The organism is Variovorax stachyos, assembly GCF_051400855.1.
Classification (GTDB): Bacteria; Pseudomonadota; Gammaproteobacteria; order Burkholderiales; family Burkholderiaceae_C; genus Variovorax.
In genome coordinates, this window is the sequence record NZ_JBLFFN010000012.1 from 125,007 (window position 1) to 150,822 (window position 25,816).

Annotated in this window: 19 protein-coding genes; 13 read left to right on the top strand and 6 right to left on the bottom strand. The window is 67.9% G+C overall.

Going from position 1 to position 25,816, the window contains the following annotated elements:
• Positions 1 to 1,374 (top strand): UDP-glucose dehydrogenase family protein, encoded by a 1,374-nt coding sequence (locus ACMGEZ_RS20905; RefSeq protein ID WP_436824191.1) that lies wholly within the window; start codon positions 1 to 3, stop codon positions 1,372 to 1,374.
• 25 nt (positions 1,375 to 1,399) lie between these two features.
• On the top strand, positions 1,400 to 2,665 hold the full coding sequence (locus ACMGEZ_RS20910) for a rhomboid family intramembrane serine protease (RefSeq protein WP_436824192.1): 1,266 nt from the start codon (positions 1,400 to 1,402) through the stop codon (positions 2,663 to 2,665).
• 49 nt (positions 2,666 to 2,714) lie between these two features.
• Here the strand turns inward: ACMGEZ_RS20910 and ACMGEZ_RS20915 are convergent, their stop codons facing one another.
• Complete coding sequence (locus ACMGEZ_RS20915; protein WP_436824193.1) at positions 2,715 to 2,972, bottom strand: hypothetical protein; 258 nt, start codon at positions 2,970 to 2,972, stop codon at positions 2,715 to 2,717.
• Positions 2,973 to 3,023: 51 nt separating this feature from the next.
• The gene (locus ACMGEZ_RS20920; protein ID WP_436824194.1) at positions 3,024 to 3,629 is read right to left on the bottom strand and encodes a class I SAM-dependent methyltransferase; all 606 of its coding nucleotides are present in this window, start codon (positions 3,627 to 3,629) and stop codon (positions 3,024 to 3,026) included.
• Between the two features lie 114 nt (positions 3,630 to 3,743).
• Between ACMGEZ_RS20920 and ACMGEZ_RS20925 the strand changes: the two genes are divergently transcribed.
• Genes ACMGEZ_RS20925 through ACMGEZ_RS20935 form a run of 3 tightly spaced genes read left to right on the top strand, consistent with a single transcriptional unit; the run spans position 3,744 to position 7,008 of the window.
• Entirely contained in the window at positions 3,744 to 4,193 is a 450-nt protein-coding gene (locus ACMGEZ_RS20925) for a helix-turn-helix transcriptional regulator (RefSeq protein ID WP_436824195.1), read from the top strand.
• Positions 4,194 to 4,198: 5 nt separating this feature from the next.
• Positions 4,199 to 4,609: a VOC family protein gene (locus tag ACMGEZ_RS20930; protein ID WP_436824196.1), complete on the top strand. Its 411-nt coding sequence runs from the start codon at positions 4,199 to 4,201 to the stop codon at positions 4,607 to 4,609.
• Between the two features lie 8 nt (positions 4,610 to 4,617).
• Positions 4,618 to 7,008, top strand: coding sequence for an ATP-binding cassette domain-containing protein (locus tag ACMGEZ_RS20935; protein ID WP_436824197.1), 2,391 nt, complete (start codon positions 4,618 to 4,620; stop codon positions 7,006 to 7,008).
• Positions 7,009 to 7,028: 20 nt separating this feature from the next.
• Here the strand turns inward: ACMGEZ_RS20935 and ACMGEZ_RS20940 are convergent, their stop codons facing one another.
• Positions 7,029 to 8,327: a hypothetical protein gene (locus tag ACMGEZ_RS20940; protein WP_436824198.1), complete on the bottom strand. Its 1,299-nt coding sequence runs from the start codon at positions 8,325 to 8,327 to the stop codon at positions 7,029 to 7,031.
• Between the two features lie 122 nt (positions 8,328 to 8,449).
• Between ACMGEZ_RS20940 and ACMGEZ_RS20945 the strand changes: the two genes are divergently transcribed.
• Entirely contained in the window at positions 8,450 to 9,223 is a 774-nt protein-coding gene (locus ACMGEZ_RS20945; protein ID WP_436824243.1) for an SGNH/GDSL hydrolase family protein, read from the top strand.
• A 25-nt stretch (positions 9,224 to 9,248) separates the two neighbouring features.
• Here ACMGEZ_RS20945 and ACMGEZ_RS20950 read toward each other — a convergent pair whose 3' ends face one another.
• A complete protein-coding gene (locus ACMGEZ_RS20950; RefSeq protein ID WP_436824199.1) occupies positions 9,249 to 9,758 on the bottom strand; it encodes an Lrp/AsnC family transcriptional regulator in 510 nt (169 codons plus the stop codon).
• Positions 9,759 to 9,933: 175 nt separating this feature from the next.
• On the opposite strand from ACMGEZ_RS20950, the gene ACMGEZ_RS20955 reads away from it, so the two are divergent.
• A complete protein-coding gene (locus ACMGEZ_RS20955; protein ID WP_436824200.1) occupies positions 9,934 to 10,950 on the top strand; it encodes a 1-aminocyclopropane-1-carboxylate deaminase in 1,017 nt (338 codons plus the stop codon).
• Between the two features lie 34 nt (positions 10,951 to 10,984).
• On the opposite strand, the gene opgC is transcribed toward ACMGEZ_RS20955, so the two are convergent.
• Together opgC and ACMGEZ_RS20965 are read right to left on the bottom strand one after the other, a co-directional pair.
• Positions 10,985 to 12,124, bottom strand: a complete 1,140-nt coding sequence (gene opgC, locus ACMGEZ_RS20960; RefSeq protein WP_436824201.1) for an OpgC domain-containing protein — start codon at positions 12,122 to 12,124, stop codon at positions 10,985 to 10,987.
• A gap of 70 nt (positions 12,125 to 12,194) precedes the next feature.
• On the bottom strand, positions 12,195 to 13,436 hold the full coding sequence (locus ACMGEZ_RS20965) for a glycosyltransferase family 4 protein (protein ID WP_436824202.1): 1,242 nt from the start codon (positions 13,434 to 13,436) through the stop codon (positions 12,195 to 12,197).
• An 86-nt stretch (positions 13,437 to 13,522) separates the two neighbouring features.
• On the opposite strand from ACMGEZ_RS20965, the gene ACMGEZ_RS20970 reads away from it, so the two are divergent.
• The 6 genes from ACMGEZ_RS20970 to ACMGEZ_RS20995 all read left to right on the top strand — a co-directional run bounded on the left by ACMGEZ_RS20970 (position 13,523) and on the right by ACMGEZ_RS20995 (position 25,811).
• A complete protein-coding gene (locus ACMGEZ_RS20970; protein WP_436824244.1) occupies positions 13,523 to 19,489 on the top strand; it encodes an alpha-2-macroglobulin family protein in 5,967 nt (1,988 codons plus the stop codon).
• Between the two features lie 210 nt (positions 19,490 to 19,699).
• Entirely contained in the window at positions 19,700 to 21,433 is a 1,734-nt protein-coding gene (gene pilB, locus ACMGEZ_RS20975) for a type IV-A pilus assembly ATPase PilB (RefSeq protein WP_436824203.1), read from the top strand.
• A 15-nt stretch (positions 21,434 to 21,448) separates the two neighbouring features.
• Entirely contained in the window at positions 21,449 to 22,672 is a 1,224-nt protein-coding gene (locus ACMGEZ_RS20980) for a type II secretion system F family protein (RefSeq protein WP_436824204.1), read from the top strand.
• Complete coding sequence (locus ACMGEZ_RS20985; RefSeq protein ID WP_436824205.1) at positions 22,672 to 23,637, top strand: prepilin peptidase; 966 nt, start codon at positions 22,672 to 22,674, stop codon at positions 23,635 to 23,637. The genes ACMGEZ_RS20980 and ACMGEZ_RS20985 overlap by 1 nt, the downstream gene beginning before the upstream one ends.
• Complete coding sequence (gene coaE, locus ACMGEZ_RS20990; protein WP_436824206.1) at positions 23,595 to 24,233, top strand: dephospho-CoA kinase; 639 nt, start codon at positions 23,595 to 23,597, stop codon at positions 24,231 to 24,233. The genes ACMGEZ_RS20985 and coaE overlap by 43 nt, the downstream gene beginning before the upstream one ends.
• Positions 24,234 to 24,317: 84 nt before the next feature.
• A complete protein-coding gene (locus ACMGEZ_RS20995; protein WP_436824207.1) occupies positions 24,318 to 25,811 on the top strand; it encodes an MBOAT family O-acyltransferase in 1,494 nt (497 codons plus the stop codon).
• Positions 25,812 to 25,816: the final 5 nt, after the last annotated feature.

The window sequence follows — 25,816 nt, forward strand, 5'->3', positions numbered from 1 at the left end:
ATGAACGTCACCATCATCGGTACCGGCTACGTCGGTCTTGTCACCGGCGCCTGTCTCGCCGACATCGGCAACAACGTGCTGTGCGTGGATGTCGACAAGCGCAAGATCGACACCCTCAATGCGGGCGGCATCCCGATCTACGAGCCGGGCCTCGGCGACCTGGTCGAATCGAACGCCGCGGCGCGGCGCCTCAGCTTCTCGACCGACATCGAGGCCTCGGTGGCGCACGGCGACATCCAGTTCATCGCGGTGGGCACGCCGCCCGACGAGGACGGCAGCGCCGACCTGCAGTACGTGCTGGCGGCGGCGCGCAACATCGGCAAGTACATGAACGGCTTCAAGGTCGTGGTCGACAAGTCCACCGTGCCGGTGGGCACGGCCGACAAGGTCGCAGCCGTGATCCAGGAGGAGCTCGACAAGCGCGGCCGCCCGGACCTGCGCTTCTCGGTGGTGAGCAACCCCGAATTCCTGAAGGAAGGCGCGGCGGTCGAGGACTTCATGCGGCCCGACCGCATCGTCATCGGCTACAGCGACGACGAGAACGGCCGCGAGGCCCTGGCGGCAATGCGCAAGCTCTATGCGCCCTTCAACCGCCATCACGAGCGCACCCGCGTGATGGACGTGCGCTCCGCCGAGTTCACCAAGTACGCGGCCAACGCGATGCTGGCCACCCGCATCAGCTTCATGAACGAGCTGGCCAACCTGGCCGACCGCGTGGGCGCCGACATCGAGTCGGTGCGCCAGGGCATCGGCTCCGATCCGCGCATCGGCTACAGCTTTCTCTACGCGGGCACCGGGTACGGCGGCAGCTGCTTCCCGAAGGACATCCAGGCGCTCACGCGCATTGCGCGCGAGAACGGGCAGACGCTGCGGGTGCTGGAGTCGGTCGAGGCGGTCAACGACGAGCAGAAGCGCGTGCTGACGCAGAAGGTGCTCGACCGCTTCGGCGCCGACCTGAGCGGCCGCAGCTTCGCGCTGTGGGGCCTGGCCTTCAAGCCCAACACCGACGACATGCGCGAGGCCCCGAGCCGCGTGGTGCTCGGCACGCTGCTGCGCGCCGGCGCGCGCGTGGTGGCGCACGACCCGATTGCCGTCGAGGAGACAAGGCGCGTGCTGCAGCTGGACTTCGCGGATGCGCCGGCGCTGCTGGAGCGCATCAGCTTCTCCTCGGCCAAGGACCCGCTCGAGGTGCTGGCCGATGCCGACGCGCTGATCATCGTGACCGAGTGGAAGGCCTACCGCAGCCCCAACCTGGAGCGGCTCAAGGCACTGATGAAGTCGCCGGTGATCTTCGACGGCCGCAATCTCTACGAGCCAGGCGTCATGAAGGAAGCCGGCGTCATCTACCAGGGCATCGGGCGCAACAGCCGCTGAAAGCGGCCCCGCAGCGCGAGGCCGCTTGTTCTACGCGATTCCCCTAGAGAGCCGGCCGAGCTGGCGCAACCCGCCGTGGGTGACGGTGCTGCTCATCCTCGTGAACATGCTGGTCTTCTGGGGACCGCAGCGCGCGGAAGACAAGGCGCAGCAGCGAGCCGCGCCGACCCACGTGCAGAGCAGTGCGCCGAAGCAACGCGAACAGGCGCAGGTGCCACCGCCCTTCACTGCGCGCTGGGCGCAGGACCACAATCCAGACGCGCAATCCAAGCCCTGGACCTGGGTCACGTCGGCCTTCCTGCACGGCAGTACCGGGCACCTGCTGGGCAACATGCTCTTCCTGTTCCTGTTCGGCTTCTCGGTGGAGCTCGCGCTGGGCCGCGGCCTCTACCTGGGCTTCTACCTGCTGGGCGCCGTCGGCGCCTCGGCGCTGGCGGCCTGGGCCTATGCGGGCCAGGGCGGGTATGGCATCGGCGCCTCGGGCGCGGTGTCGGCACTGATGGGCATGTACGCGGTGATGTACCGGCTGCGCCGCATCCGCTTCTTCTACCAGCTCTTCTTCTACTTCAACTACGTCACGGCGCCGGCGCTGATCCTGCTGCCCGCCTGGATCGCCAACGAGCTGCTGCAGCACATCCTCGGCGGCAAGGGCATCGCCTACATGGCGCACCTGGGCGGGCTGCTGACCGGCGCGCTGCTGATGGCAGTAGCGATGCGGTGGCGCCGGGTGCACCTGCCCGAAGCGCCGGCCGAGAAGGAGCCGGACCCTTTCGAGCAGCACGTAGCCGCGGCGCGGCGCCTGGCCGTGGAGATGAAGTTCGAGCAGGCCTGCGCCCGATGGTGCGCAGCCGCGCAGCTGCGCCCCGAGGACGCCGACACCCTTCGCGCGTGGTTCAACACCGCCCGGCTGTGGCCCGCGGGCGAGGACTTCCATCATGCGGCTCGCGGCATCTTCAGGCTCAAGCCGCAGGACCCTGCGACGCTGGAATTGCAGCACGCGAGCTACAAGACCTACCTCGACCAAGCCAAGCCGGGTGCACGCCTGCGGCCCGAGGACATGGCACGGCTGGCGCGCCGCTTCACGCGCGCCAAGCAGTTTGCCGATGCCGAGCGCCTGTGCCAGGCCCTCATGAAGACCGCGCCCGGGCATCCGGAGCTGGCCGAGACGGTGTCGCTGTGCGCCAACGGCCTGCTGCAGGCGGGGCGACGGGACCAGGCGCTGGACTGGCTGCCGCATCTGCTGCGGCTGGCGCCGGACGACATGGTCACGCGGACGCTCCAGAAGGCCTGAGCCAGGGCTAGCCTGTTAACGCGCGACCCCTTGCATGGCGTCAACAGGCCTAGTCCGGAACGAACCTCGCCTTGAACCTCGCAACGTCATCCGCCTGTTCCAGGGTCACGAGCTGGCCCATCTTGCCGTCGGAGAGTCGGCAGGCGGCGAACAGGCTGTAGCGGCCCTTCAGGTCATAACTCGGCAGGTCGATGAGCGCATACGGCTGCGGCACGAACACCTGGTGTTCGAACACGACCCGGTGCACGTTGCGTGGCGAGGGGAAGAGCTTGTAATCGGTGGTCTCGAAGGACCTTGCAATAGCCATTTCGCAATTCTCGCCAAAACGAGGGCGGACCGCCCGGCCGAACTCCCTTCGTCAATCTGCTGTGCACTCCAGCGAGAACAGTGGCAGTTCGGCTTGCCGGCTCAGCCACACGCCGCCGCCCACCTCCTGAAAGTGGCGCGAAAGCCCCTGCCGGTACACCTCGGCGCCGTGGCGAAAGATGCGCGGGTCCGTCAGGTCTTCATCGACGATGTCGCGCGCGAAGTCCTCGCGCGTCACGGCCTCCACGTACAGCGCGCCCTGGCTCAGCAGGCCGAGGTTGCGCAAGGCGCGCTTCACATCCGCCGGGCTGAGATAGGGCAGCACGCCCTGGCAGATGACGAAGTCGAAGGGCTTCCCGGCCTGGTAGTCCACCACCGATCCGCGCTCCCATCCGTAGCGCTCGCACAGGTACTCGCTGAACTCCACGCCGTGGTAGCTGGCCAAGGGGAATTGCCGCGCCACGATGTCGCGCCAGAGCCCGATGCCGCATCCGACGTCCAGCACTCGCCTCACAGGCACGCGCAGGTATCGCAGGTAGGCGCAGACGAACGCGCCCAGGCGCTCGACATGCTGGGGGTCCACCACCTTGGTCTTCTTGTCGAAGTAGTAGCGCCGGTAATAGGCTTCGTCGAAGGTGGCGGCGCCGGCTGATTGCATATTCACACTCCTCGTTGTGCCGAATCCTATCGGCATCCTGACGACCGCTCCTGCAGCGCCACCACCTGCCCGCCACGCTTGAGGACTCCAGGGCGGCATGGCACGATCTTGCAAATGACCAGCAGCCCCGCCCCGACGCAGCACCTGCGCGACCTCGCCCGGCTGCGCCGCGTTCGCGACCGGATCGACCGGGAGTACGCGCTGCCGCTGGATGTCGAAGCCCTCGCCCGCGACGCGAACATGTCGGCCGGGCACCTCAGCCGCCAGTTCCGGCTCGCCTACGGCGAATCGCCCTACAGCTACCTGATGACGCGGCGCATCGAGCGTGCAATGGCACTGCTGCGTCGCGGCGACCTCAGCGTCACCGAGGTCTGCTTCGAGGTCGGCTGCGCGTCGCTGGGCACCTTCAGCACCCGCTTCGCCGAGCTGGTCGGGATGCCGCCCAGCACCTATCGGCGGCAGCAGGCGCTTGCGACCGCGGGGATGCCTTCGTGCGTGGCGAAACAGGTCACCCGTCCGATCAGGAATCGAGAAGCGCGGGACGCGGAGCCGCAACTAGACTGACCGGCATGGACATCACCATTCACTCCACCTTCCTCCCGCACAACGATCCGGCCGCTTCCCTGGCCTTCTACCGCGACACGCTCGGCTTCGAGGTCCGCAACGATGTCGAGTACGGCGGAATGCACTGGATCACGGTCGGGCCCGCCGGCCAGCCCGGAACGTCCATCGTCCTGTATCCGCCGGCCGCATCACCCGGCATCACCGACGACGAGCGCCGCACCATCGCCGAGATGATGGCCAAGGGCACCTACGGCACCATTCTCCTGGCGACCAGGGACCTCGACGGCGCCTTCGAGCAACTGCAGGCCAGCGGCGCGGAGGTCGTCCAGGAGCCGGCCGAGCAACCGTACGGCGTTCGCGACTGCGCCGTTCGCGATCCCGCGGGCAATCTGATCCGCCTCCAGGAGCTGCGCTGAGCGAGACGATGAGCAAAGCCACGAGGACGAACCCGAAGTCGCCCGCAGCGCTGCCGGCCGCCGACAGCCATGACCTGATCCGCGTGCACGGCGCGCGCGTGAACAACCTCAAGGACATCAGCATCGAGATCCCGAAACGCCGGCTGACGGTGTTCACCGGCATCTCCGGCTCGGGCAAGAGCTCGCTGGTGTTCGGCACGATTGCCGCGGAGTCCCAGCGGCTGATCAACGAAACCTACAGCGTCTTCGTGCAGGGCTTCATGCCGGCGCTGGCACGGCCCGACGTCGACGTGCTCGAAGGGCTGACGACCGCGATCATCGTCGACCAGGAGCGCATGGGCGCCAATGCACGTTCGACGGTCGGCACCGCCACCGACGCCAACGCGCTGCTGCGCATCCTCTTCAGCCGGTGCGGGAAGCCGCACATCGGCTCGCCCAACGCATTCGCCTTCAACGTCCCCTCGGTCCGGGCAACCGGCGCGATCACGATCGAACGCGGTGCCGGCAAGACCGTGAAGCAGAGCTTCAGCCGCACCGGCGGCATGTGTCCGCGCTGCGAAGGCATGGGCTCGGTCACCGACTTCGACATGGCGGCGCTCTACGACGACAGCAAGTCGCTCAACGAGGGCGCGCTCATCATCCCCGGCTACAGCATGGAGGGCTGGTACGGCCGCATCTTCCGCGGCTGCGGCTTCTTCGACCCGGACAAGCCGATCCGCAAGTTCACCAAGAGAGAGCTGCACGACCTGCTCCACAAGGAGCCGACCAAGATCAAGGTCGACGGCATCAACCTGACCTACCAGGGCGTCATCCCGCAGATCCAGAAGTCCTTCCTGTCCAAGGATGTCGATGCGTTGCAGCCGCATGTCCGCGCCTTCGTGGAGCGGGTGGTGACATTCAGCACCTGCCCCGAGTGCGGCGGCACCCGGCTCAGCGAGGCCGCCCGGTCCTCGAGAATCAAGAAGATCAACATCGCCGACGCCTGCGCGATGCAGATCAGCGACCTGGCCGAATGGGTGCGCGGCCTCGACGAGCCCTCGGTGGCGCCGCTGCTCGCCGCGCTGGCGCAGACGCTCGACTCGTTCGTGGAGATCGGGCTGGGCTATCTATCGCTCGACCGACCGTCGGGCACGCTGTCGGGCGGCGAGGCGCAACGGGTCAAGATGATCCGCCACCTCGGCTCCGCGCTCACCGATGTCACCTACGTCTTCGACGAGCCCACCACCGGCCTGCACCCGCACGACATCCAGCGGATGAACGAGCTGCTGCTGCGGCTGCGCGACAAGGGCAACACCGTGCTCGTGGTGGAGCACAAGCCGGAGACGATCGTGATCGCCGACCACGTCGTCGACCTCGGCCCCGGCGCGGGGACGGCGGGCGGCAGCGTCTGCTTCGAGGGCAGCGTCGAGGGGCTGCGGGCGAGCGGCACGCTCACCGGCCGGCACTTTGACGACCGGGCCTCCCTCAAGCAGAAGGTGCGCAAGCCAACGGGCGTGCTTCCGATCCGAGGCGCGAAGACGCACAACCTGCGCGACGTGGACGTGGACATCCCGCTCGGCGTGCTGGTGGTCGTCACCGGCGTTGCGGGCTCCGGCAAGAGCTCGCTCGTGCACGGGTCGATTCCCGCCGGCGCGGGCGTCGTGGCCATCGACCAGGCCGCCATCCGCGGTTCACGGCGCAGCAACCCCGCGACTTACACCGGATTGCTCGACCCCATCCGCACGGCCTTCGCGAAGGCCAATGGCGTCAAGCCGGCACTGTTCAGCGCCAACTCCGAAGGCGCCTGCCCCAACTGCAATGGCGCCGGCGTCATCTACACCGACCTGGGCGCGATGGCCGGCATTGCCACCCCCTGCGAGGAGTGCGAGGGGAAGCGGTTCCAGGCATCGGTGCTGAAGTACCACCTCGGCGGCCGCGACATCAGCGAAGTGCTTGCGATGCCTGTGGCCGAGGCGACGGAATTCTTCGGTGCCGGGAAGGCGCGCACGCCGGCGGCGCACGCCATTCTCGAACGGCTGGCGGATGTGGGCCTGGGCTACCTCAGCCTCGGCCAGCCGCTGACCACGCTGTCGGGCGGCGAGCGACAGCGGCTCAAGCTGGCGACCCACATGGCCGAGAAGGGCGGCATCTACGTGCTCGACGAGCCGACCGCCGGCCTGCACCTCGCAGACGTCGAGCAGCTGCTGGGCCTGCTCGACCGGCTGGTCGATTCGGGCAAGTCGGTCATCGTCGTCGAGCACCACCAGGCGGTCATGGCGCACGCGGACTGGATCATCGACCTCGGGCCGGGCGCGGGGCACGATGGCGGCAGGGTCGTCTTCGAGGGCACGCCGGCCGACCTCGTCGCCGGGCGCAAGACGCTCACCGGCCAGCACCTGGCGGCCTACGTCGCTCGCTGACCCGAGCCGCAGCGCAACACTCAGCCTTGCGGCGCCTCGCGCAGCAGCCAGCGCACTTCATGCGTCTGCGCGCTTTCGGGGTAACGCGCTTCGAGCGTGGCCAGGATGGGCTGCGCCATGTCGCGCCGGTTCAGGTTCTGCACCAGCAGGCGCGCGGCGAGCTCATAGGCCTGTGGGATCGCGGCATGGCCGCGAAAGCGCTTGTCGAACCCGGACAGCAGTGCGAGCGCCGCCTTCGCCTCCCCGGTCCGCCATTCGGCGCGGGCGAGCGCCAGCGTCGTGACAGGATCGTCGAGCACGAAGCCGGCATCCTTCTCGCGACAGGCCCTGTAGACCTTCAGCGCTTCGGACGCGAGATCGCGCGCGGCGAGCATGCCGATCAGCCGGCGCCCCTGCTCCAACAGGGTGGGCATCTTCTCGGGCGCCAGCAGCAGCACGCGGTGGTAGCGGCGCTGCGCGGCCAGGTCGTCCGGCGCCACGCGCTGCTCCTCGTAGGCCAGCGCCAGTGCGCCGGCCACGTCGCCGTCGGTCACCATCTGTGCCACCAGCGCGTCGGCCTGCTGCTGCGCGATCTGGGCCGGGGTGCGGGTGTCGACCGCGCGCTCGTCGGCACCGGCGCCGGGCAGCAGGTCGATCCCGAGTGCCGCATGGTTCTGGTACATCACGTAGCCCAGCAGGCTGGCCATCACCCAGCCGAAATAGATCACCACGAAATTGAAGACCGGCAGCGCGACCCAGCCCTTGAACACGGGCAGCAGCATGACCGCCGCCACCTGCGAGCCCGAGTTGAGCAGGAACAGGAAGAAGCACAGCAGCACATAGGGCCACCCGATCGCGCGGATGGTCTCCCACACGAGGCCCGGGTTGAGGGCCTGCCAGAAGCTGCCCGACTGGACCAGCACCATGGTCGTGGCCGGGAGCGTGAACGAGAGCACGAAGAGCGCGACGTAGCCGAGCACCGGATTCCACGCGCCGACCAGGCCGGCCACGATGCCCTGCAGCACCAGCAGTGCGAAGAGCTTCCAGGGCAGGTTCGTCCATTCCTCGTCCAGCATCCGCGGGAAATCGGCGGCACGCACGATGCCGCGCGCGCCCAGCGCCATGACCTTGAACCCATAGCGGCTGGCCGCGAGCACGATGCCCAGCTCGACGATCAGCACGATCAGTCCCTGGGGCAGGAAGAAGAAGAGATGGATGAGCAGGCTGCTGGCGGCCAGCAGCAAGGCATAGCCCAATGGCCGGCGCTGGAAGGGAAAGGCAAAGAAGGTGTTCAGCCGCTGCCAGAAAGGGCGTGGGGACGGACTCGCGAACGCTTGCATGGACGCTCCTGCAGAAGCGCCGAAGTATAGGTATCAATTTGTTGCGCGGCCGCCCGGGGCGCCCTGAAGGCATCGGAGGAGGTTGCCTTGCGAATACGATCGACGCTCTTCTCTTGTATTCCATGGTCGTGATGAACGCTGCTCCCGCTGTCAGAACGGCTCGCCGGTTCCTGCTGCCGATCGCGCTCCTGCTCGCGATGTGCGCCTCGCAAGCCCAATCCACCGGCGCCGATGCCGCTCCCTCCCCCGCCTACCTCGCGGCGCAGGCACGTTGGCGCGCCGAGCTCTCGGCCTTCGACGCCGCCGACCGGCAGCAGTGGCCCAGCGAGGGCGGCGTGGTCTTCGTCGGCAGCTCCACCATCCGCTTCTGGACCCGGCTCGCGCAGGACTTCCCGCAGCTGCCGGTGGTCATCAACCGCGGCTTCGGCGGCTCGACCATGGCCGACTGCAGCTTCTTCGCGCCGGAGCTCGTGCTTCGCTACAAGCCGCGCCACGTGCTGGTCTACGCAGGCGACAACGACCTGGCCGAGGGCCGCACGCCGATCCAGGTGCTGGAGAGCTTCGCGCAGTTCGCCAACACAGTGCGCGAGGCCTTGCCGGAGACCCGCATCAGCTATATCTCGATCAAGCCGAGTCCATCGCGCGAGAAGCTTCTGCCCAAGGCGCGCGAGGCCAACGACATCGTTGCAGCCTATCTGCGGCGCTTGCCCAACAGCGACTACATCGATGTCTTCACGCCCATGATGGGCGCGGACGGACGCCCGCGCGGCGACCTGTTCCTTCGCGACCAGCTGCATCTGAACGACGAGGGCTACCGGCTCTGGCAGGCGGTCATCGCCGGCCATCTGCCGGGCGTCGTTCAGGCGGACATCCGGCAGGCGAGGCCCCTCAACTGAGCGGACGGGCGACCTGCGCCGGGTCCTACAGCGGCAACTGAGTTGTCGAGAGCACCTGCTTGAGCACCACGAAGCTGCGAACCTGCCGGACCCCGGGCAGGTACAGGAGCTGCTCGGCGTGAAGCCGGTTGTAGCTCTCGTTGTCCTTGGTTCGCACGAGCATGAAGTAGTCGAACTCGCCCGTCACCACGTGGCATTCAAGACAGCCTGAGACTTTCTGAGCTGCCTTTTCGAAGGCCAGGAACGAGTCCGGCGTCGACCTGTCCAGCACCAGCCCGATCAGGACGAGCATGCCTGCGTCGAGGGCCCGCGGATCGAGCAGTGCCACGATGCCCTTGATCAAGCCCATCTTCTTCAGCCGATCCACCCGGCGCAGGCAGGCGGGTGGACTGAGGTTGACCTTGGCCGCCAAGGCCACATTGGATATGGATGCATCGCGCTGCAGGGCTTTCAGGATCGCGCGGTCCGTGCGGTCCAGATCGTCCTTGGCCGATGGGGCGGGTGCACTCGTGCGGGTCGGTCTTGTGGTCTTCATGCGTCCTCCGAAGAGCAAACATATATTGCGTCAGCTCTCATTTTGACGAAATTCAAGATCGATCGATTGCGCTCGGTCGATCTTCAAAGACAAAACAGCCGATGACTTTGCAATCCTGTTTCGACCGAGGATTTCTAGAATCGACCCTGTGCAAATCGCACGGAGCCCATCAACCATGAATCTGCAGAAATTCGCTCGATATCCGCTCACCTTCGGCCCCACGCCGATCCAGCCGCTCAAGCGGCTCAGCGCCCATCTCGGAGGCAAGGTGGAACTCTTCGCAAAGCGCGAGGACTGCAACAGCGGGCTTGCCTTCGGCGGCAACAAGACGCGCAAGCTCGAGTACATCGTCCCCGAGGCAATCGAAGGCGGGTACGACACCATGGTTTCCATCGGCGGCATCCAGTCGAACCAGACCCGGCAGGTCGCAGCCGTCGCGGCCCATCTCGGCCTGAAGTGCGTGCTGGTCCAGGAGAACTGGGTCAACTACTCCGATGCCGTGTACGACCGGGTCGGCAACATCGAGATGTCGCGCATCATGGGCGCGGATGTTCGCCTGGACACGGCCGGCTTCGACATCGGAATCCGCAAGAGCTGGGAGGATGCGATGGCTCAGGTGCGCGAATCCGGCGGCAAGCCGTTCCCCATTCCCGCCGGGTGCTCGGAGCATCCGAAGGGCGGCCTGGGCTTCGTCTCCTTCGCGGAGGAAGTGCGCCAGCAGGAAGCTGAGCTCGGCTTCAAGTTCGACTACATCGTGACCTGCTCGGTCACGGGCAGCACCCAGGCCGGCATGGTCGTCGGATTCGCCGCGGATGGCCGCTCCCAGCGCGTCGTCGGGATCGATGCATCGGCCAAGCCCCAGCAGACCTTCGAACAGATCCTGCGCATCGCCAGGTCGACGGCTGAACTCGTCGAACTCGGCCGACCCATCACGGCGGACGACGTGGTGCTGGACACCCGCTTCGGAGGACCCGAATATGGTCTGCCGAACGACGGCACGCTCGAAGCCATCCGTCTGTGCGCGCGGCTGGAGGGGGTGCTGACCGATCCGGTGTACGAGGGCAAGTCGATGCACGGGATGATCGAGAAAGTGCGCCTGGGTGAGTTTCCGGCCGGCTCGAAGGTGCTCTACGCTCACCTCGGGGGTGTGCCGGCCCTCAACGCATACAGCTTCATCTTCCGCAACGGTTGAGCCTGCAACCAGAGTCGGCGACAGCCGCCGCGCATCAAGTCGACTCGACCACCCCAACTCCGCGCTCGCGCGCCACACGGCCCCACCAGAGCGCCACCCGGGCCACCCCGTAGAGCCACGCGAACACCACGGCGAGCAGCAGCACGTCGCCCCACCAGGGCCGCGCGGTCTGGCTGTCGCCGTAGAAGGCCAGCACCAGCAGCACCGCCACCAGGTGCGCGCAGAACACCGGCAGCGAGGCCGAGCCCATGGCCTCCAGCGCGTGCGGGCGGGGCAGGCGCCGCATCAGCGCAGGCCCGAAGCGCACCGCGACGATGCCCAGCACCACCAGGTTGACGATGCGCAGCGGACCGAGCTGCCACTTGTCGAACAGCAGATTCATGGCCTCGTCGCCACCGAAGGGCGCCTGGCCGTTGATGCCATGGTGCCGCCACCAGAGCCCGTAAAGCGCGGCACCCACCGCGAGCGCCACCAGCCATCTCGGAAAGCGGAACGGCTCGGCATCGGGCGCGTGCCGGCTGGCGCCCATCCACAGCCCCGCGAACCAGAGAAACTGCCAGGCGAACGCATTGAACGCACCCATCTCGCGGAACGGCACCGGCAGATGCAGGTAGTGCACCGCCAGGCCATACAGCCATTCGCTGAAGCCGAACTGGGCCAGCCCCCACAAGACGGCGCTCGCGACCATCACGCCCGTCCAGCCGTGGCGCAGCGCGAAGGCGAGCACCCACGGGCTCATCAACATGAAGAAGATGTACATCGGCAGGATGTCGAGCAGCGCGGGCTCGTACACCAGCAGCAGCGAATAGCCGAAGCCCTCCAGGGGATGCGCGAGGTAGAAGGCCAGCAGGTTCTTCACGGCCGGCTGGTCGATGCGCAAGCCGACACGCGTGATGATCGTGAAGAGGAAGAGCAGCGTCGCGGCCTGCGCCAGGTAGACCTTGAGCGCGCGCCGCCAGAAGGCACTCCGCATCGCGTCCACGCCCTGGCGATCGCTGATGCGCGTATAGACCAGGCCGGCGACGAAGGCCGAAAGCAGCACGAAGCCCTCCGCCGCCGAGACGAAGCCGAAGGGCTGCCCCAGCGGATCGGTGAAGCGCGTGGGCAGGTGCGTGAAGGTCATCAGCACGAGCATGAGCCCGCGCAGTGCGTCGATTTCCCAGTAGCGCTTCATCGGGGCTCGGCACCCGGCATGGACGGCGGAGCCGTCGCAGGACAGGCGATCACGGCGGGTGCTTTCGGTGCTACGCCAGCTTGCGGATGGCGTCGATCACGACCTCGCTGTATTTCCTCCAGGTGTAGCTGGCCGCATGCTGCACGGCGGCCTCGCTCATGGCCGGGAGTTCCTGCCGGTTCTGGTTGAACCAGGCGAGCTTCTCGGCGATCTTCTCCGGCGAGCGGATCGGCACGAGGAAGCCGGTCTTGCCCTCGATCACCAGATCGTCGCCGCCGGTGTTGGGCGTGATCACGATCGGCAGGCCCTGGCTCATCGCCTCCTGCATCACCAGCGCGCGCCCTTCGTAGAGCGAGGGCAGGCAGAAGACGTCGCAGCTGCGCATCAGGGCCAGCACCTCGGCGTGGGGGCGCCCCTTCTCGTGCGTGAAGTCGGCGTACTGGCCGCGGTAGAAGGCGGGCTCGTTGAGCAGCGAGCCCATCACGACCAGCTCGATGTTCTCGCCCTTGAGCAGTTGCATGGCCTGGAACAGGTCGCCCAGCCCCTTGCGCTGCCCCATCGAGCCCACGAAGAGCACGCGCAGCGGCTTCGATGGATCGACCGTCTTGCGCGAAGCCGTGGCCGCCGGCAGCGGCGAGCCGAAGGGCGACAGCACGCGCGTCTTCTGTCCGGCCCAGGCCGGCAGCGAGTCGGCCACGAAGCGGCTGGGCACCACCACCAGGTCGGCCAGTTCCAGCTCGCGCGCCTTGCGTTCCAGCTTGGCCGGCGAATCGGCCATGCCGCCGCCCATCGCATCGACCCAGGCGGGCAGGCGCTCGACCTCCTCTTCCATCAGCTTGCGGCCCACCTCCCAATAGGAGATCGGCAGGTCGTACACGCATTTCATGCCCAGGGACTTGGCAGCCTGGAAGGTGTCGAGGGCGGAGTCCTCGTAGGTGTAGACCGCGCCGAGGCCGAAGCGCTCGTGCAGCCGGGGCAGCGCGCGGGCGCTGAAGCGGTCGAAGTCCTGCAGCACGCCGTCGATGGAGGCGAAGCCCTTTTCGTGCCGCAGCCAGTAGTTCCAGCCGGCACGGGAGCAGACGGCCCGCGCCAGCTCGCGCCAGGGGTGTTGCAGGATCTTCTCGCGGGGGATGTTGAAGCGGCGCCGCAGCAGGTCGCGGCTCAGGCCCTGGGGCACGAGCTTCAGGGCGACGTTGTCCGGCTCGACCGCCACCGTGGTCGCGAAACGCGCGAGCATGCCGGCGGCCTCCAGCCCGTCGAGCATCGCGCGCACGTTCTGGTTGCCTGCGGGATGGCTGAACAGCAGTTTCATATCGATCGATCATAGTGGACGCCTATGGCGTGCCGGAGTTGCGCTACGCTGCGCTCCCAAAGGAGAAGCCGTTGAAAACGAGAACAATGACGCAGACCTTCGCTGCCGTCGCGCTGAGCCTGGGCGCCCTCGGCGCGCATGCGCTGCAGATCGCCAGCCTCACGCCGCAGGGCGAAGTGGCTCGGATCCGCCAGGTGGTCGCCAAGTTCGACCAGGCGGCCGTCAATTTCGGCGATCCCAAGGCGCCCGCGCCGCTGGCCGTGAGCTGCAGCGACGCGCAGGCCGGCAAGGGCACCGGCCGCTGGACCGGCGAGAAGCAGTGGGTCTGGGACTTCGAGAACGACCTGCCGCCGGGCGTGCGCTGCACGGTCACGCGAGTCGCGGGCTTCAAGTCGCCCTCGGGCGCCGACCTCGCCGGGCCCGAGCGCTACCAGTTCTCCAGCGGCGGCCCTTTCGTGCGGGGCTGGCAGCCCAGCTACGGCAAGATCGACGAAGAGCAGCAGTTCATGCTCGAGCTCAACGGCCCGGCCACGCTGGAGAGCGTGCGCGCCAACATCTGGTGCCAGGCCGACGGCGTGGGCGAGCGCATCCCGGTCCGGCTGGTCGAAGGCGAGCAGCGCCAGGCCTTGCTCAAGGCCTTCGGCCGCGACAGGGAGGCCGAGAAGACGCCGCTGCGCTTCGTCACGCTGCAGTGCAACCGGCGGCTGAGCCCCGGCGGGCGCCTGCAGCTGGTCTACGGCAAGGGCGTGGCCACGCCCTCCGGCGTGGCCAATGCGGTCGAGCGGCGCCTGAGCTTCGAGGTGCGCGAGCCCTTCGCCGTCTCCTTCAGCTGCGAACGCGAGAACGCGCAGGCGGCCTGCCTGCCGCTCAAGCCGCTGGTGCTGCAGTTCAATTCGCCGGTGGCGCGCAAGCTGGCGGCGCAGATCACGCTGCAGGGCGGCGGCAAGACGATCAAGCCGAAGTTCGACGACGAGAACACTTCCAAGGACGACGACGCGGTGGTCGATTCGGCGAGCTTTCCGCCGCCCTTCGCCGAGCAGACGCCCTTCACGATCGCGCTGCCGGCCGGGTTCCAGGACGCGTCGGGCCGGGCGCTGGCATCCCCGGACAGCTTTCCGCTGAAGGTCGCGACCGGTGCCATGCCGCCGCTGGCCAAGTTCGCGGCCTCGCCATTCGGGGTGATCGAGCGCCTGGCCGAGCCGGGCGGCACGGCGCTGATGCCGGTCACGGTGCGGCGCGTCGAGCCGGCACTGCAGGTGCAGGCGCTGACGCCCGGCAAGGTCAGCGACATGAATCCGAAGACCGACGCGGACATCATTGCCTGGTTCCGCAAGGTGCGGCGCTACGACAGCAACTACACGATCCAGCGCAAGCAGGCGGCGCGCGACGTCAAGGAAGCGCTGCCCAAGGTGATCGACAAGGACGATCGCGAGAACGTCCAGACCCGCATGGTCTCGCTGCTCGGCGGCCAGCCTGGCGTGAAGACGCTCGACATGCCCAAGGCCGAAGCAGGCGACCCGAGGCCCTTCGAGGTGATCGGCATCCCGCTCACGCCCGGCTTCCATGTGCTGGAGATCGCATCGCAAAAGCTGGGCGACACGCTGCTCGACGAGCGCTACGGCGCCGGCCGCACGATGTACGTGCGCACCACGGCGCTGGCCACCAATCTGGCGGTCCATTTCAAGCTGGGGCGCGAGAACGCGCTGGCATGGGTCACCACGCTCGACAAGGGCAAGGTGGTTGCCAATGCGGCGGTGCGCGTCTCGGACTGCAACGGCAGGGAGATCGCTGCCGGCACCACCGACGCGCGCGGGCTGGTGCGGCTGGCCGGCATCCCGCCCACCCCGCCGAGCTGTTCCAGCGAGGAGGACTACAGCGGCGACGCCTACTTCGTGAGCGCGCGCGCCAAGGACGAGACCGGCGTGGAAGACCTCGCCTTCACCTGGAGCGACTGGCAGCGCGGCATCGAGCCGTGGCGCTTCAACGTGCCCACCAGCCTGGAGGACGAGCCCGACCGCGTGGCCCACACGGTGTTCGACCGCACACTGCTGCGCGCCGGCGAGACGGTCTCGATGAAGCACCTGATCCGCACCCAGACGAGCGAAGGCTTCGGCCTGCCGAAGACCCTGCCCGACACGCTGGTCGTGACGCATGTGGGCAGCGGCCAGCAGTACACCCAGCCGCTCGCATGGCGCAAGACCGCCACCGGCGGCCAGAGCGGCGAAAACGCCTTCGCGATCCCGCCGGCGGCCAAGCTGGGCCTCTACCAGGTCGAGCTGCGCAACGGCAAGGGCAGCAGCGCCGGCGACAGCGAGGACGGCGGCGAGCGCAGCTACGGCAGCGGGCAGTTCCGGGTCGAGGAGTTCCGCCTGCCGGTGCTCGAGGGCCGCATCGCGCGGGCGGAGAAGAAGCCGCTGGTGGCCGCGACCTCGCTGCCGACCGACGTGCAGGTCAACTACGTCGCCGGCGGCGGCGCCGTCAACCTGCCGGTGCGCGTGTCGGCGGCCGTGCGCGCCAAGAGCCTGTCTTTCGCCGACTTCGACAGCTTCAGCTTCGCCCCGCCGCGCAAGGAAGGCCTGGCGGCGAGCGATGCCGAGGAATCCGATTCGGCGTCGCAGGAGCTGCGCCTGGTGGCCGACAAGGTGCCGCTGACGCTCGACAAGGCAGGCGCCGGCAAGCTGACCATCGAGAAGATCCCGCTGGCCAAGGCGACGCCGCGCGAGCTGCTGCTCGAAGCCACCTACGCCGATCCCAACGGCGAGGTGCAGACGCTGCGCAGCGTGCAGACGCTGTGGCCGGCGGCCGTGATCGCCGGCATCAAGACCGAGGGCTGGGTCTCCACCGGCCAGAAATTGAAGTTCCAGGCGCTGGCGCTGGACCTCGCGGGCAAGCCGCAGGAGGGAGTGACGCTCAACGTGCGCGCCATCGCGCGCATCACCACCACCAGCCGCAAGCGCATGGTGGGCGGCTTCTACACCTACGACAACAAGACCGAGGTGAAGGAGATCGGCACCGTGTGCAGCGGCAAGAGCGATGCGCGCGGCCTGCTGCTGTGCGAGGCCGAGCTCAAGGAGTCCGGCCAGGTCGAGCTGATCGCGAGCGCCACCGACGCCGAAGGGCGCGACAGCCGCGCTGCGAGCTCGGTCTACGTTACCCGGCAGGGCGAGCTGTGGTTCGGCGGCGAGGACCACGACCGCATCGACGTGCTGCCCGAGAAGAAGAACTACCAGCCCGGCGAGACCGCCCGCTTCCAGGTGCGCAGCCCCTTCCGCTTCGCGACGGCGCTGGTGTCGGTGGAGCGCGAGGGCGTGATAGAGACGCAGGTTGTCAGGCTGGACGGCAAGGACCCCACGGTCACGCTGCAGGTCAAGCCTGAATGGGGGCCCAACGCCTACGTGAGCGTGCTCGCGCTGCGCGGGCGCCTGCGCGAGGTGCCGTGGTACAGCTTCTTCACCTGGGGCTTCAAGGCGCCGCGCGAATGGTGGACCGCCTTCTGGTACGAGGGCAAGGAATACGTGGCGCCCACCGCGCTGGTCGATCTGAGCAAGCCGGCCTTCCGGCTCGGGCTGGCGGAGATCCGCGTCGGTGCGCAGGCCCACCAGCTCGACGTGAAGGTGGCGAGCGACAAGCCCAGCTACCCGGTGCGCGGCAAGGCGCTGGTCACGATCTCGGCCCGGCTGCCCGACGGCAAGCCCGCCGCGGGCGCCGAGGTGGCACTGGCCGCGGTCGACCAGGCCCTGCTGGAGCTGATGCCCAACGACAGCTGGAAGCTGCTCGAGGCGATGCTGCAGCGGCGCAGCTGGGGCGTCTCCACCTCCACCGCGCAGATGGAGATCGTGGGCCGGCGGCACTATGGCCGCAAGGCGGTGCCGGCCGGCGGCGGCGGCGGCAAGGGCCAGACGCGCGAGCTGCTCGACACCCTGCTCCTGTGGAACCCGGCCGTGGTGCTCGACGCCAACGGCCAAGCCCAGGTGACGGTGCCGCTCAACGACGCGCTGACCACCTTCAGGATCGTCGCGGTGGCGGATGCGGGCACCGGCCTGTTCGGGACCGGCCAGGCCACGATCCAGGCCACGCAGGACCTGCAGATCATCAGCGGCCTGCCGCCGCTGGTGCGCGAGGACGACCAGTTCCGCGCCCAGATCACCCTGCGCAACACCACGCAGAAGGCGATGAAGGTGGAGGCGGCGCCGCGCGCCACCCTGCTGAAGCTCGAGCCGCAGACCGTCGACATCCCGGCCGGCGAGGCCCGCGAGCTGGCCTGGAGCGTGACCGCGCCCGCCCAGCTGGCGCAGACGCGCGCCGAGGCGCTCCTGTGGGAGATCGAGGCCAAGGACCAGATCGGCGGCGCGCGCGACGCGCTCAAGGTGCGCCAGCGCATCGTGCCCGCGGTGCCGCTCACGGTGCAGCAAGCGACGCTGGTGCAGCTCGACGGTCCTTTCACCCTCGACGTCGCGCCGCCGGCCGACGCGCTGCCTGGCCGCGGAGGGCTCAAGCTGTCGCTGCAGCCGCGGCTGGCCGAGGGGCTGACGGGCGTGCGCGACTGGTTCGCCGCCTATCCGTACGCCTGCCTGGAGCAGAAGACCAGCAGGTCCATCGGCCTGCGCGACGGCAAGGCGTGGCAGGCCGTGGTCGCGCAGCTGCCCGGCTACCTGGACGGCGACGGACTGGCCCACTACTTTCCGCCGCGCGACGGCGAGGCCAACCGCGGCAGCGACATCCTGACGGCCTACCTGCTCGCCGCGGCCCACGAGGCGTCCGCGCTCGACCCGGCCTTCGCGCTGCCCGATGCGGCGCGCGCGCCCATGGAACAGGGCCTGATCGCGTTCGTGGAAGGCCGCATCCAGCGCGAGTTCTGGAGCCCGCGCAAGGACCTGGACGTGCGCAAGCTCGCGGCCCTGGAAGCGCTCTCGCGCTACGGCAAGGTGCAGGGGCGCATGACGGGCAGCATCGCGATCGCGCCCAACCAGTGGCCGACCAGCGCGGTGGTCGACTGGCTCAACGTCCTCAAGCGCGTGCCCGACGTGCCGCAGCGCCAGCAGCGCCTGGAGGAGGCGAACAACGTGCTGAAGGCCCGCCTCAGCTACCAGGGGACCAAGCTGATCTTCAGCACCGAGCGCGACGATTACTGGTGGTGGCTGATGGCCAACGGCGACGTCAACACCGCGCGCCTGCTGCTGACGGTGCTGGACGATCCGGCCTGGAAGGACGACATCGGGCGGCTGGCCAGCGGCTTCATCGGGCGCCAGCAGAAAGGCGCCTGGCACACGACCACGGCCAATCTGTGGGGTGGCCTGGCGCTCGAGAAGTTCTCCAGGCAGTTCGAGAACACGCCTGTGAACGGCATTACCGCCGCCCACCTCGGCAATGCCAAGGCGCAGGTGGACTGGAGCAAGGTCGAGCGCGTCAAGACCAGCGACCCGGCCGGCGCGCCGAACCAGACGACCGCCTTCGGCGCTCCCGCCGCACCGGGCAACCTGCGCAACAACGGCATGTTCCTCCCCTGGCCGGCCGGCAGCCCGGCCGCGCGCGACACCCTGCTGGTCACCCAGAGCGGCAGCGGCAAGCCGTGGCTCACGCTGCAGTCCGTGGCGGCGGTCCAGCTCAAGGCGCCTTTCGCCGCCGGCTATGCGATCAGGAAGACCGTGACGCCGGTGGAGCAGGCGGTCAAGGGCATCTACACGCGCGGCGACGTGCTGCGGGTGAGCCTGGAAGTCAACGCCAGCGCGGACATGACCTGGGTCGCGATCACCGACCCGGTCCCCGGCGGCGCCACCATCCTCGGCAGCGGCCTGGGCCGCGATTCCCAGATCGCGACCCAGGGCGAGAAGCGGTCCGGCCCCGGCTCGCCGGCCTTCGAGGAGCGCAGCTTCGAGGCCTTCCGCAGCTACTACGAATACCTGCCCAAGGGCGTGGTGAAGATGGAGTACACGGTGCGGCTGAACAACGTCGGCGATTTCGCGCTGCCGCCCAGCCGTGTCGAGGCTCTCTATGCGCCGGAAATGTTCGGCGAATTGCCCAACGAGCGCCTGAAGGTCGAGGCTGCCAGATAGTTCATGCGGGGCGGCCGGAGGGCAGGACTACCCAGGGAGAACGGGCGCTGTTTAGGCCTAAACTGGCGCCTCGTTCAAACGCTGGTTCGCCTCGCCTTTCCGGCGGCAAACGCAAAATGGTGCGCGCTTCGGTCCGAATGGAGCGGTTTACAGCCCCGGGGCGATCAGCGATGATCGTGAGGCTTTTTCACGTCTTGTTACATTCCCTGAATGGCCGCTGCTGACCCTCTCGCCAAAGAAAGCGCATCGATCGCCCTGCCCGGGCTCGCGCGCGCCTTGATCTCCGCCGGCAAGCTGCCTGCGAAGACCGCGGAGGACATCTATCAGAAGTCGCTCAGCGGGCGCAGCAGCTTCATCGCCGAGCTGACCGGCACCGGCGCCGTCTCCGCGGCGGATCTCGCCCACACCCTGTCGAGCGCCTTCGGCGCCCCGCTGCTCGACCTGGACGCCATCGATCCCCAGCGCCTGCCCAAGGATCTCCTGGACTCCAAGCTGTGCCAGGCTTACCGGGTGGTCGTGCTGAGCAAGCGCAACAATCGTCTCATCGTCGCAACAGCCGACCCCTCGGATCAGCAGGCAGCGGAAAAAATAAAGTTCGCGTCGCAGATGGGCGTGGACTGGGTCGTCGCCGAATACGACAAGCTCTCTCGCATGATCGAGGCAGCGGCGGTGAGCGCCGCCGAAACCATCGACAGCATCGTCGGCGCCGAGTTCGAGTTCGACGACTCCTCGATCGCCGAGAGCGCCGAGGCGAACGAAGCGGCGATCGCCGAAGTCGAGGACGCGCCGGTCGTCCGCTTCCTGCACAAGATGCTGCTCGACGCGTTCAGCATGCGGGCGTCGGACATCCACTTCGAGCCCTACGAGCACCAGTACCGCGTGCGCTTCCGGATCGACGGCGAGCTGCGCGAGATCGCCACGCCGCCCACCGTCATCAAGGACAAGCTGGCCTCGCGCATCAAGGTGATCTCGCGGCTGGACATCTCCGAGAAGCGCGTGCCGCAGGACGGCCGCATGAAGCTCAAGATCGGCCCGGACCGGGTGATCGACTTCCGCGTCAGCACCCTGCCCACGTTGTTCGGCGAGAAGATCGTGGTGCGTATCCTCGACCCGAGCAGCGCGCGCCTGGGCATCGACGCCCTGGGCTACGACGCCGACGAGAAAGAACGGCTGATGCAGGCCATCGGCCGCCCCTACGGCATGGTGCTGGTCACCGGGCCGACGGGCTCGGGCAAGACGGTGTCGCTGTACACCTGCCTGAACCTTCTGAACAAGCCGGGCGTCAACATCGCCACGGCGGAAGACCCGTCCGAAATCAACCTGCCGGGCGTCAACCAGGTCAACGTCAACGACAAGGCGGGCCTGACCTTCGCAACCGCGCTGCGCGCCTTCCTGCGCCAGGACCCGGACATCATCATGGTCGGCGAAATCCGCGACCTCGAAACCGCCGACATCGCGATCAAGGCCGCGCAGACCGGCCACCTGGTGCTGTCGACCCTCCACACCAACGATGCCCCGACCACGCTGACGCGGATGCGCAACATGGGCATCGCGCCCTTCAACATCGCCTCCAGCGTGATCCTGATCACCGCGCAGCGGCTCGCACGCCGGCTGTGCACCGTGTGCAAGGCGCCGGCCGAGGTGCCCAGGGAGGCTCTGCTCGACGCCGGCTTTCGGGACCACGAGATCGACGGCACCTGGAAGTCCTACAAGCCGGTCGGCTGCTCCGTCTGCAACGGCGGCTACAAGGGCCGCGTGGGCATCTACCAGGTGATGCCGATCTCCGAGGAGATCCAGAAGATCATCCTGCGCGACGGAAGCGCGCTCGAGATTGCCCGCCAGTCCGAGGCCGAGGGCGTGCGCTCGCTGCGCCGTTCCGGCCTGCGGAAGGTCATGCAGGGCCTGACTTCGCTCGAAGAAGTGCTCGCCGTCACCAACGAATAGAGAAGCGGACATCGAATGGCAACAGCAGCAGCATCCCGGACGGCGCTCAAGGAATACGTCTTCGAGTGGGAAGGCAAGGACCGCAACGGCAAGGTGGTGCGCGGCGAGATCCGCGCCGCGGGCGAGAACCAGGTCCAGGCCGCGCTGCGCCGCCAGGGCGTGCTGGCCTCGAAGATCAAGAAGCGGCGCATGCGCTCCGGCAAGGCCATCAAGCCCAAGGACATCGCCATCTTCACGCGCCAGCTGGCGACCATGATGAAGGCCGGCGTCCCGCTGCTGCAGGCCTTCGACATCGTGGGCCGCGGCAATGCCAACCCGAGCGTGGCCAAGCTGCTCAACGACGTCCGCAGCGATGTCGAGACCGGCACCTCGCTGTCCGCCGCCTTCCGCAAGTTCCCGAAGTACTTCGACAACCTCTACTGCAACCTGGTCGAGGCCGGCGAGGCGGCCGGTATCCTGGAAGAACTGCTCGACCGCCTGGCCACCTACATGGAGAAGACGGAGGCCATCAAGTCGAAGATCAAGTCGGCGCTGATGTATCCCACCTCGGTGGTCGTGGTGGCCTTCGTGGTGGTGGCGATCATCATGATCTTCGTGATCCCGGCCTTCAAGCAGGTGTTCAGCTCCTTCGGTGCCGACCTGCCGGCGCCGACGCTCATCGTGATGGGGATCAGCGAGTTCTTCGTCGCCTACTGGTGGCTGATCTTCGGCGTGATCGGCGGCGGGCTGTACTTCTTCTTCCAGGCCTGGAAGCGCAACGAGCGCGTGCAGCGCTTCATGGACCGCCTGCTGCTGCGCGTGCCGATCTTCGGCGCGCTGATCGAGAAATCCTGCGTGGCCCGCTGGACCCGCACCCTGGCCACCATGTTCGCGGCAGGCGTGCCGCTCGTGGAGGCCCTCGATTCGGTGGGCGGCGCCTCGGGCAACACGGTGTACGGCGACGCCACGGTCAAGATCCAGCAGGAAGTGTCGACCGGCACCAGCCTGACGATGGCCATGACCAACGCCAACCTGTTCCCCTCGATGGTGCTGCAGATGACCGCCATCGGCGAGGAGTCCGGCTCCATCGACCACATGCTGGGCAAGGCTGCCGACTTCTACGAGTCGGAGGTCGACGACATGGTCGCCGGCCTGTCGAGCCTGATGGAGCCGATCATCATCGTGTTCCTCGGGGTGATCATCGGCGGCATCGTGGTGTCGATGTACCTGCCCATCTTCAAGCTCGGCCAGGTCGTCTGATGCTGGTGTCGCAGGGGGCCGACGCCGCGCTGGCCGGCGTGCTGGGGCTGCTCGTCGGCAGCTTCCTCAACGTGGTGATCTACCGCACGCCGATCATGATGTACCGGCAGTGGCTGGCCGAGGCGGTAGGCAACCTGATGAAGGTCGACGGCGTGCCCTCGTTGTGGAGCCTGGTGTTCGGGCCGAAGTCGAACACGCCCCCCCGGCTCGAAGCAGCCGCCGGCGAAGCGGCCGAGGCGCTGGACGCCCTGCCCCCCTTCACCCTGGCCCGCCCGGCCTCGCGTTGCGGGCATTGCGGCCACGCGATCCGCTGGTATGAAAACGTGCCGGTGCTCAGCTACCTCTTGCTGCGCGGCCGCTGCAGCGCCTGCAAGGCGCCGATCAGCATCCGCTACCCGCTGGTGGAACTGGTCACCGCGGGCCTGTTCGCGCTATGCGCCTGGCGCTACGGGCTGTCCCCGGCCGCCGCGCTGTGGGCCGCCTTCGCGGCGCTGTTGGTCTGCCAGTTCCTGATCGACCTGGACACGCAATACCTCCCGGACTCGCTCAACTATGCCCTGCTGTGGCTGGGCCTGATCGGCGCGGCAGCAGGCCTGACCGGCGTGCCGCTCGCCTCCGCGGTCTGGGGTGCCGTGTTCGGCTACCTGAGCCTCTGGCTGGTCTATCACGCCTACCGACTCGCCACCGGCAAGGAAGGCATGGGCTACGGCGACTTCAAGCTGCTGGCGGCGCTGGGCGCCTGGCTGGGCGCCGACTATCTCATCGCGATCGTGCTGGTCTCGTCCCTGGTGGGCGCCATCCTCGGCACCCTCCTGCTGCTGATCGGCAAGCTGGCCCACAAGGATGTCCCGATCTCCTTCGGCCCCTTCCTGGCCGGCGCCGGGCTCGTGTGCCTCGTCGCCGGGCCCGATACTGTGCGGCAATGGATTCCCTTCGCCTTTCCCCTGGGCGCCCTGACGTCCTGAGCCTGCGCATCGGCCTGACCGGCGGCATCGGCAGCGGCAAGAGCACGGTCGCGTCCATCCTGGTCGCCGACGGTGCGACGCTGATCGACACCGACGCCATCGCGCGCGCCATCACCCAGCCGCACGGCGCCGCGATGCCGGCGATCGAGGCCGCTTTCGGGCCCTCGATCGTCGCCGCAGACGGCAGCATGAACCGTGCGCGCATGCGGGAGCTGGTGTTTGCGGACCCGGCGGCCAAACAGCGGCTCGAGGCCATTCTTCACCCGGTGATCGGCGCCGAGTGCGAAGCCCGGGCCGCCGCCGCGGGCCCGGGGCTGATCGTCTTCGACGTGCCCCTGCTGGTCGAGTCGAGGCGCTGGCGCGCCCTGGTCGACCGCGTGCTGGTGGTCGACGCCACCGAAGAAACCCAGTTGCAGCGCGTGGTCGCGCGCTCGGGCTGGACCCCCGAGGCCGTGCGGGCCGTGATCGCGCAGCAGGCCCCGCGCAGTTTGCGGCGGGCCGCCGCAGACGCGGTGATCTTCAACGAGGCGCTGTCGCTCGACGAACTTGCGCTGGAAGTCCGCGCTCTGTCCTGGCACCCCGCTGCCCGGCGATAATCCGGGGTTTGCTGCACCAGCGGCAGCTCCCCCATCGAACAGAAGAAGACGGCGCACGAGGCCAGCGCGTCCGCCCCATCCGAGATGCTTTTCAATTCGCACGCGTTTCTCTTCGTCTATTTCCCGATCGTCCTGCTCGGCTTCTTCCTGATCGGTAAACGCAATGCGCGGGCTGCCGCCGGCTTCCTGGCCCTCGCCTCGCTGTTCTTCTACGGCTGGTGGAGCGTCAAGGCGATGCCGCTGCTGATCGCCTCGATCTGCATCAACTACTGGTTCGGGCTGCGGCTCACGCCCGGACCGGGGCGCGATGACGCGCAGCGCAAGCGCCTGCTGATCATCGCCCTGGTGATCAACCTCGGCGTGCTGGCGGTCTTCAAGTATGCGAACTTCTTCGTCTCGAACGTCAACGAGGGGCTCGCGGCCGCGGGCTTCTCGCCCATCCCGATGCTGCACATCGCGCTGCCGATCGGGATCTCGTTCTACACCTTCACGCAGATCGCCTTCCTGGTCGACTGCTGGCAGGGCAAGGTGCACGAGCGCAGCTTCATCCACTACGCGCTGTTCGTCACCTACTTCCCGCACCTGATCGCGGGCCCGGTGCTGCACCACGCGCAGATGATGCCGCAGTTCGCCAATCCCGAGACCTACAAGGCCGACCCGCACAAGATCGCCGTGGGTCTGGCGATCTTCAGCTTCGGCCTGGCCAAGAAGCTGCTCATCGCCGACCCGATGGGCCAGTACTCCGACCTGATGTTCAACGGGGCGCACAACGGCATGGCCCCCACGCTTTACACGGCGTGGTTCGGCGTGCTTGCCTACACGCTGCAGATCTACTTCGACTTCTCGGGCTACTCGGACATGGCGGTCGGCCTCTCGAGGTGCCTGGGCGTGCAGTTGCCGCTCAACTTCCGCTCGCCCTACAAGTCGACCAACATCATCGAGTTCTGGCGCCGCTGGCACATCTCGCTGTCGACCTTCCTGCGCGACTACCTCTACGTGCCGCTGGGCGGCAATCGCAAGGGGCCGGCCCGGCGCTACCTGAACCTGTTCCTCACCATGCTGCTGGGCGGGCTCTGGCATGGCGCCGCCTGGACCTTCGTGATCTGGGGCGCGCTGCACGGCGCCTACCTGATCGTCAACCATCTCTGGAACGCCAAGGTGCGGCGCAACATTCCGGCGGGGCCCGTCGCCCGCGTGTTCGGCTGGCTGCTCACCTTCCTGTGCGTGATGATCGCGTGGGTGGTCTTCCGCGCCGACGGCATGCACACGGCAATCGCGGTCTACAAGGGCATGCTGGGCCTGCACGGCGCGCCGCCCACCGCCTTCAGCGAGATGGGTCTGGTGCCCTACCGCAAGTCCGAGTTCTTCAGGACCCTGCTGATCGGCCTGCTCATCTGCGTGGCCTTCCCGCCCACCATCTCGCTCGAGCGCTGGGTGCCCCATCCGCAGGTGGTGGCGGGCAACCGCGTGCTGGCCCTGGGCTCGACCGTGATGATCGCCGCCGTCAGCTTCCTGATGTTCGCCTGGGCGGTGTCGAAGCTGGGCGGCTACAGCCCCTTCCTGTACTTCCAATTCTGAAAAAA

Bases quoted from the DNA above. Each gene is read 5' to 3' on its own strand.
- ACMGEZ_RS20930 (WP_436824196.1), top strand. From the start codon at position 4,199: ATGGACATCACCATTCACTCCACCTTCCTCCCGCACAACGATCCGGCC.
- ACMGEZ_RS20920 (WP_436824194.1), bottom strand. From the start codon at position 3,629: ATGCAATCAGCCGGCGCCGCCACCTTCGACGAAGCCTATTACCGGCGC.
- ACMGEZ_RS20995 (WP_436824207.1), top strand. From the start codon at position 24,318: ATGCTTTTCAATTCGCACGCGTTTCTCTTCGTCTATTTCCCGATCGTC.
- ACMGEZ_RS20950 (WP_436824199.1), bottom strand. From the start codon at position 9,758: ATGAAGACCACAAGACCGACCCGCACGAGTGCACCCGCCCCATCGGCC.
- ACMGEZ_RS20980 (WP_436824204.1), top strand. From the start codon at position 21,449: ATGGCAACAGCAGCAGCATCCCGGACGGCGCTCAAGGAATACGTCTTC.
- ACMGEZ_RS20915 (WP_436824193.1), bottom strand. From the start codon at position 2,972: ATGGCTATTGCAAGGTCCTTCGAGACCACCGATTACAAGCTCTTCCCC.
- ACMGEZ_RS20955 (WP_436824200.1), top strand. From the start codon at position 9,934: ATGAATCTGCAGAAATTCGCTCGATATCCGCTCACCTTCGGCCCCACG.
- ACMGEZ_RS20985 (WP_436824205.1), top strand. From the start codon at position 22,672: ATGCTGGTGTCGCAGGGGGCCGACGCCGCGCTGGCCGGCGTGCTGGGG.
- opgC (WP_436824201.1), bottom strand. From the start codon at position 12,124: ATGAAGCGCTACTGGGAAATCGACGCACTGCGCGGGCTCATGCTCGTG.
- ACMGEZ_RS20925 (WP_436824195.1), top strand. From the start codon at position 3,744: ATGACCAGCAGCCCCGCCCCGACGCAGCACCTGCGCGACCTCGCCCGG.
- ACMGEZ_RS20935 (WP_436824197.1), top strand. From the start codon at position 4,618: ATGAGCAAAGCCACGAGGACGAACCCGAAGTCGCCCGCAGCGCTGCCG.
- coaE (WP_436824206.1), top strand. From the start codon at position 23,595: ATGGATTCCCTTCGCCTTTCCCCTGGGCGCCCTGACGTCCTGAGCCTG.
- pilB (WP_436824203.1), top strand. From the start codon at position 19,700: ATGGCCGCTGCTGACCCTCTCGCCAAAGAAAGCGCATCGATCGCCCTG.
- ACMGEZ_RS20965 (WP_436824202.1), bottom strand. From the start codon at position 13,436: ATGAAACTGCTGTTCAGCCATCCCGCAGGCAACCAGAACGTGCGCGCG.
- ACMGEZ_RS20940 (WP_436824198.1), bottom strand. From the start codon at position 8,327: ATGCAAGCGTTCGCGAGTCCGTCCCCACGCCCTTTCTGGCAGCGGCTG.
- ACMGEZ_RS20945 (WP_436824243.1), top strand. From the start codon at position 8,450: ATGGTCGTGATGAACGCTGCTCCCGCTGTCAGAACGGCTCGCCGGTTC.
- ACMGEZ_RS20970 (WP_436824244.1), top strand. From the start codon at position 13,523: ATGACGCAGACCTTCGCTGCCGTCGCGCTGAGCCTGGGCGCCCTCGGC.
- ACMGEZ_RS20905 (WP_436824191.1), top strand. From the start codon at position 1: ATGAACGTCACCATCATCGGTACCGGCTACGTCGGTCTTGTCACCGGC.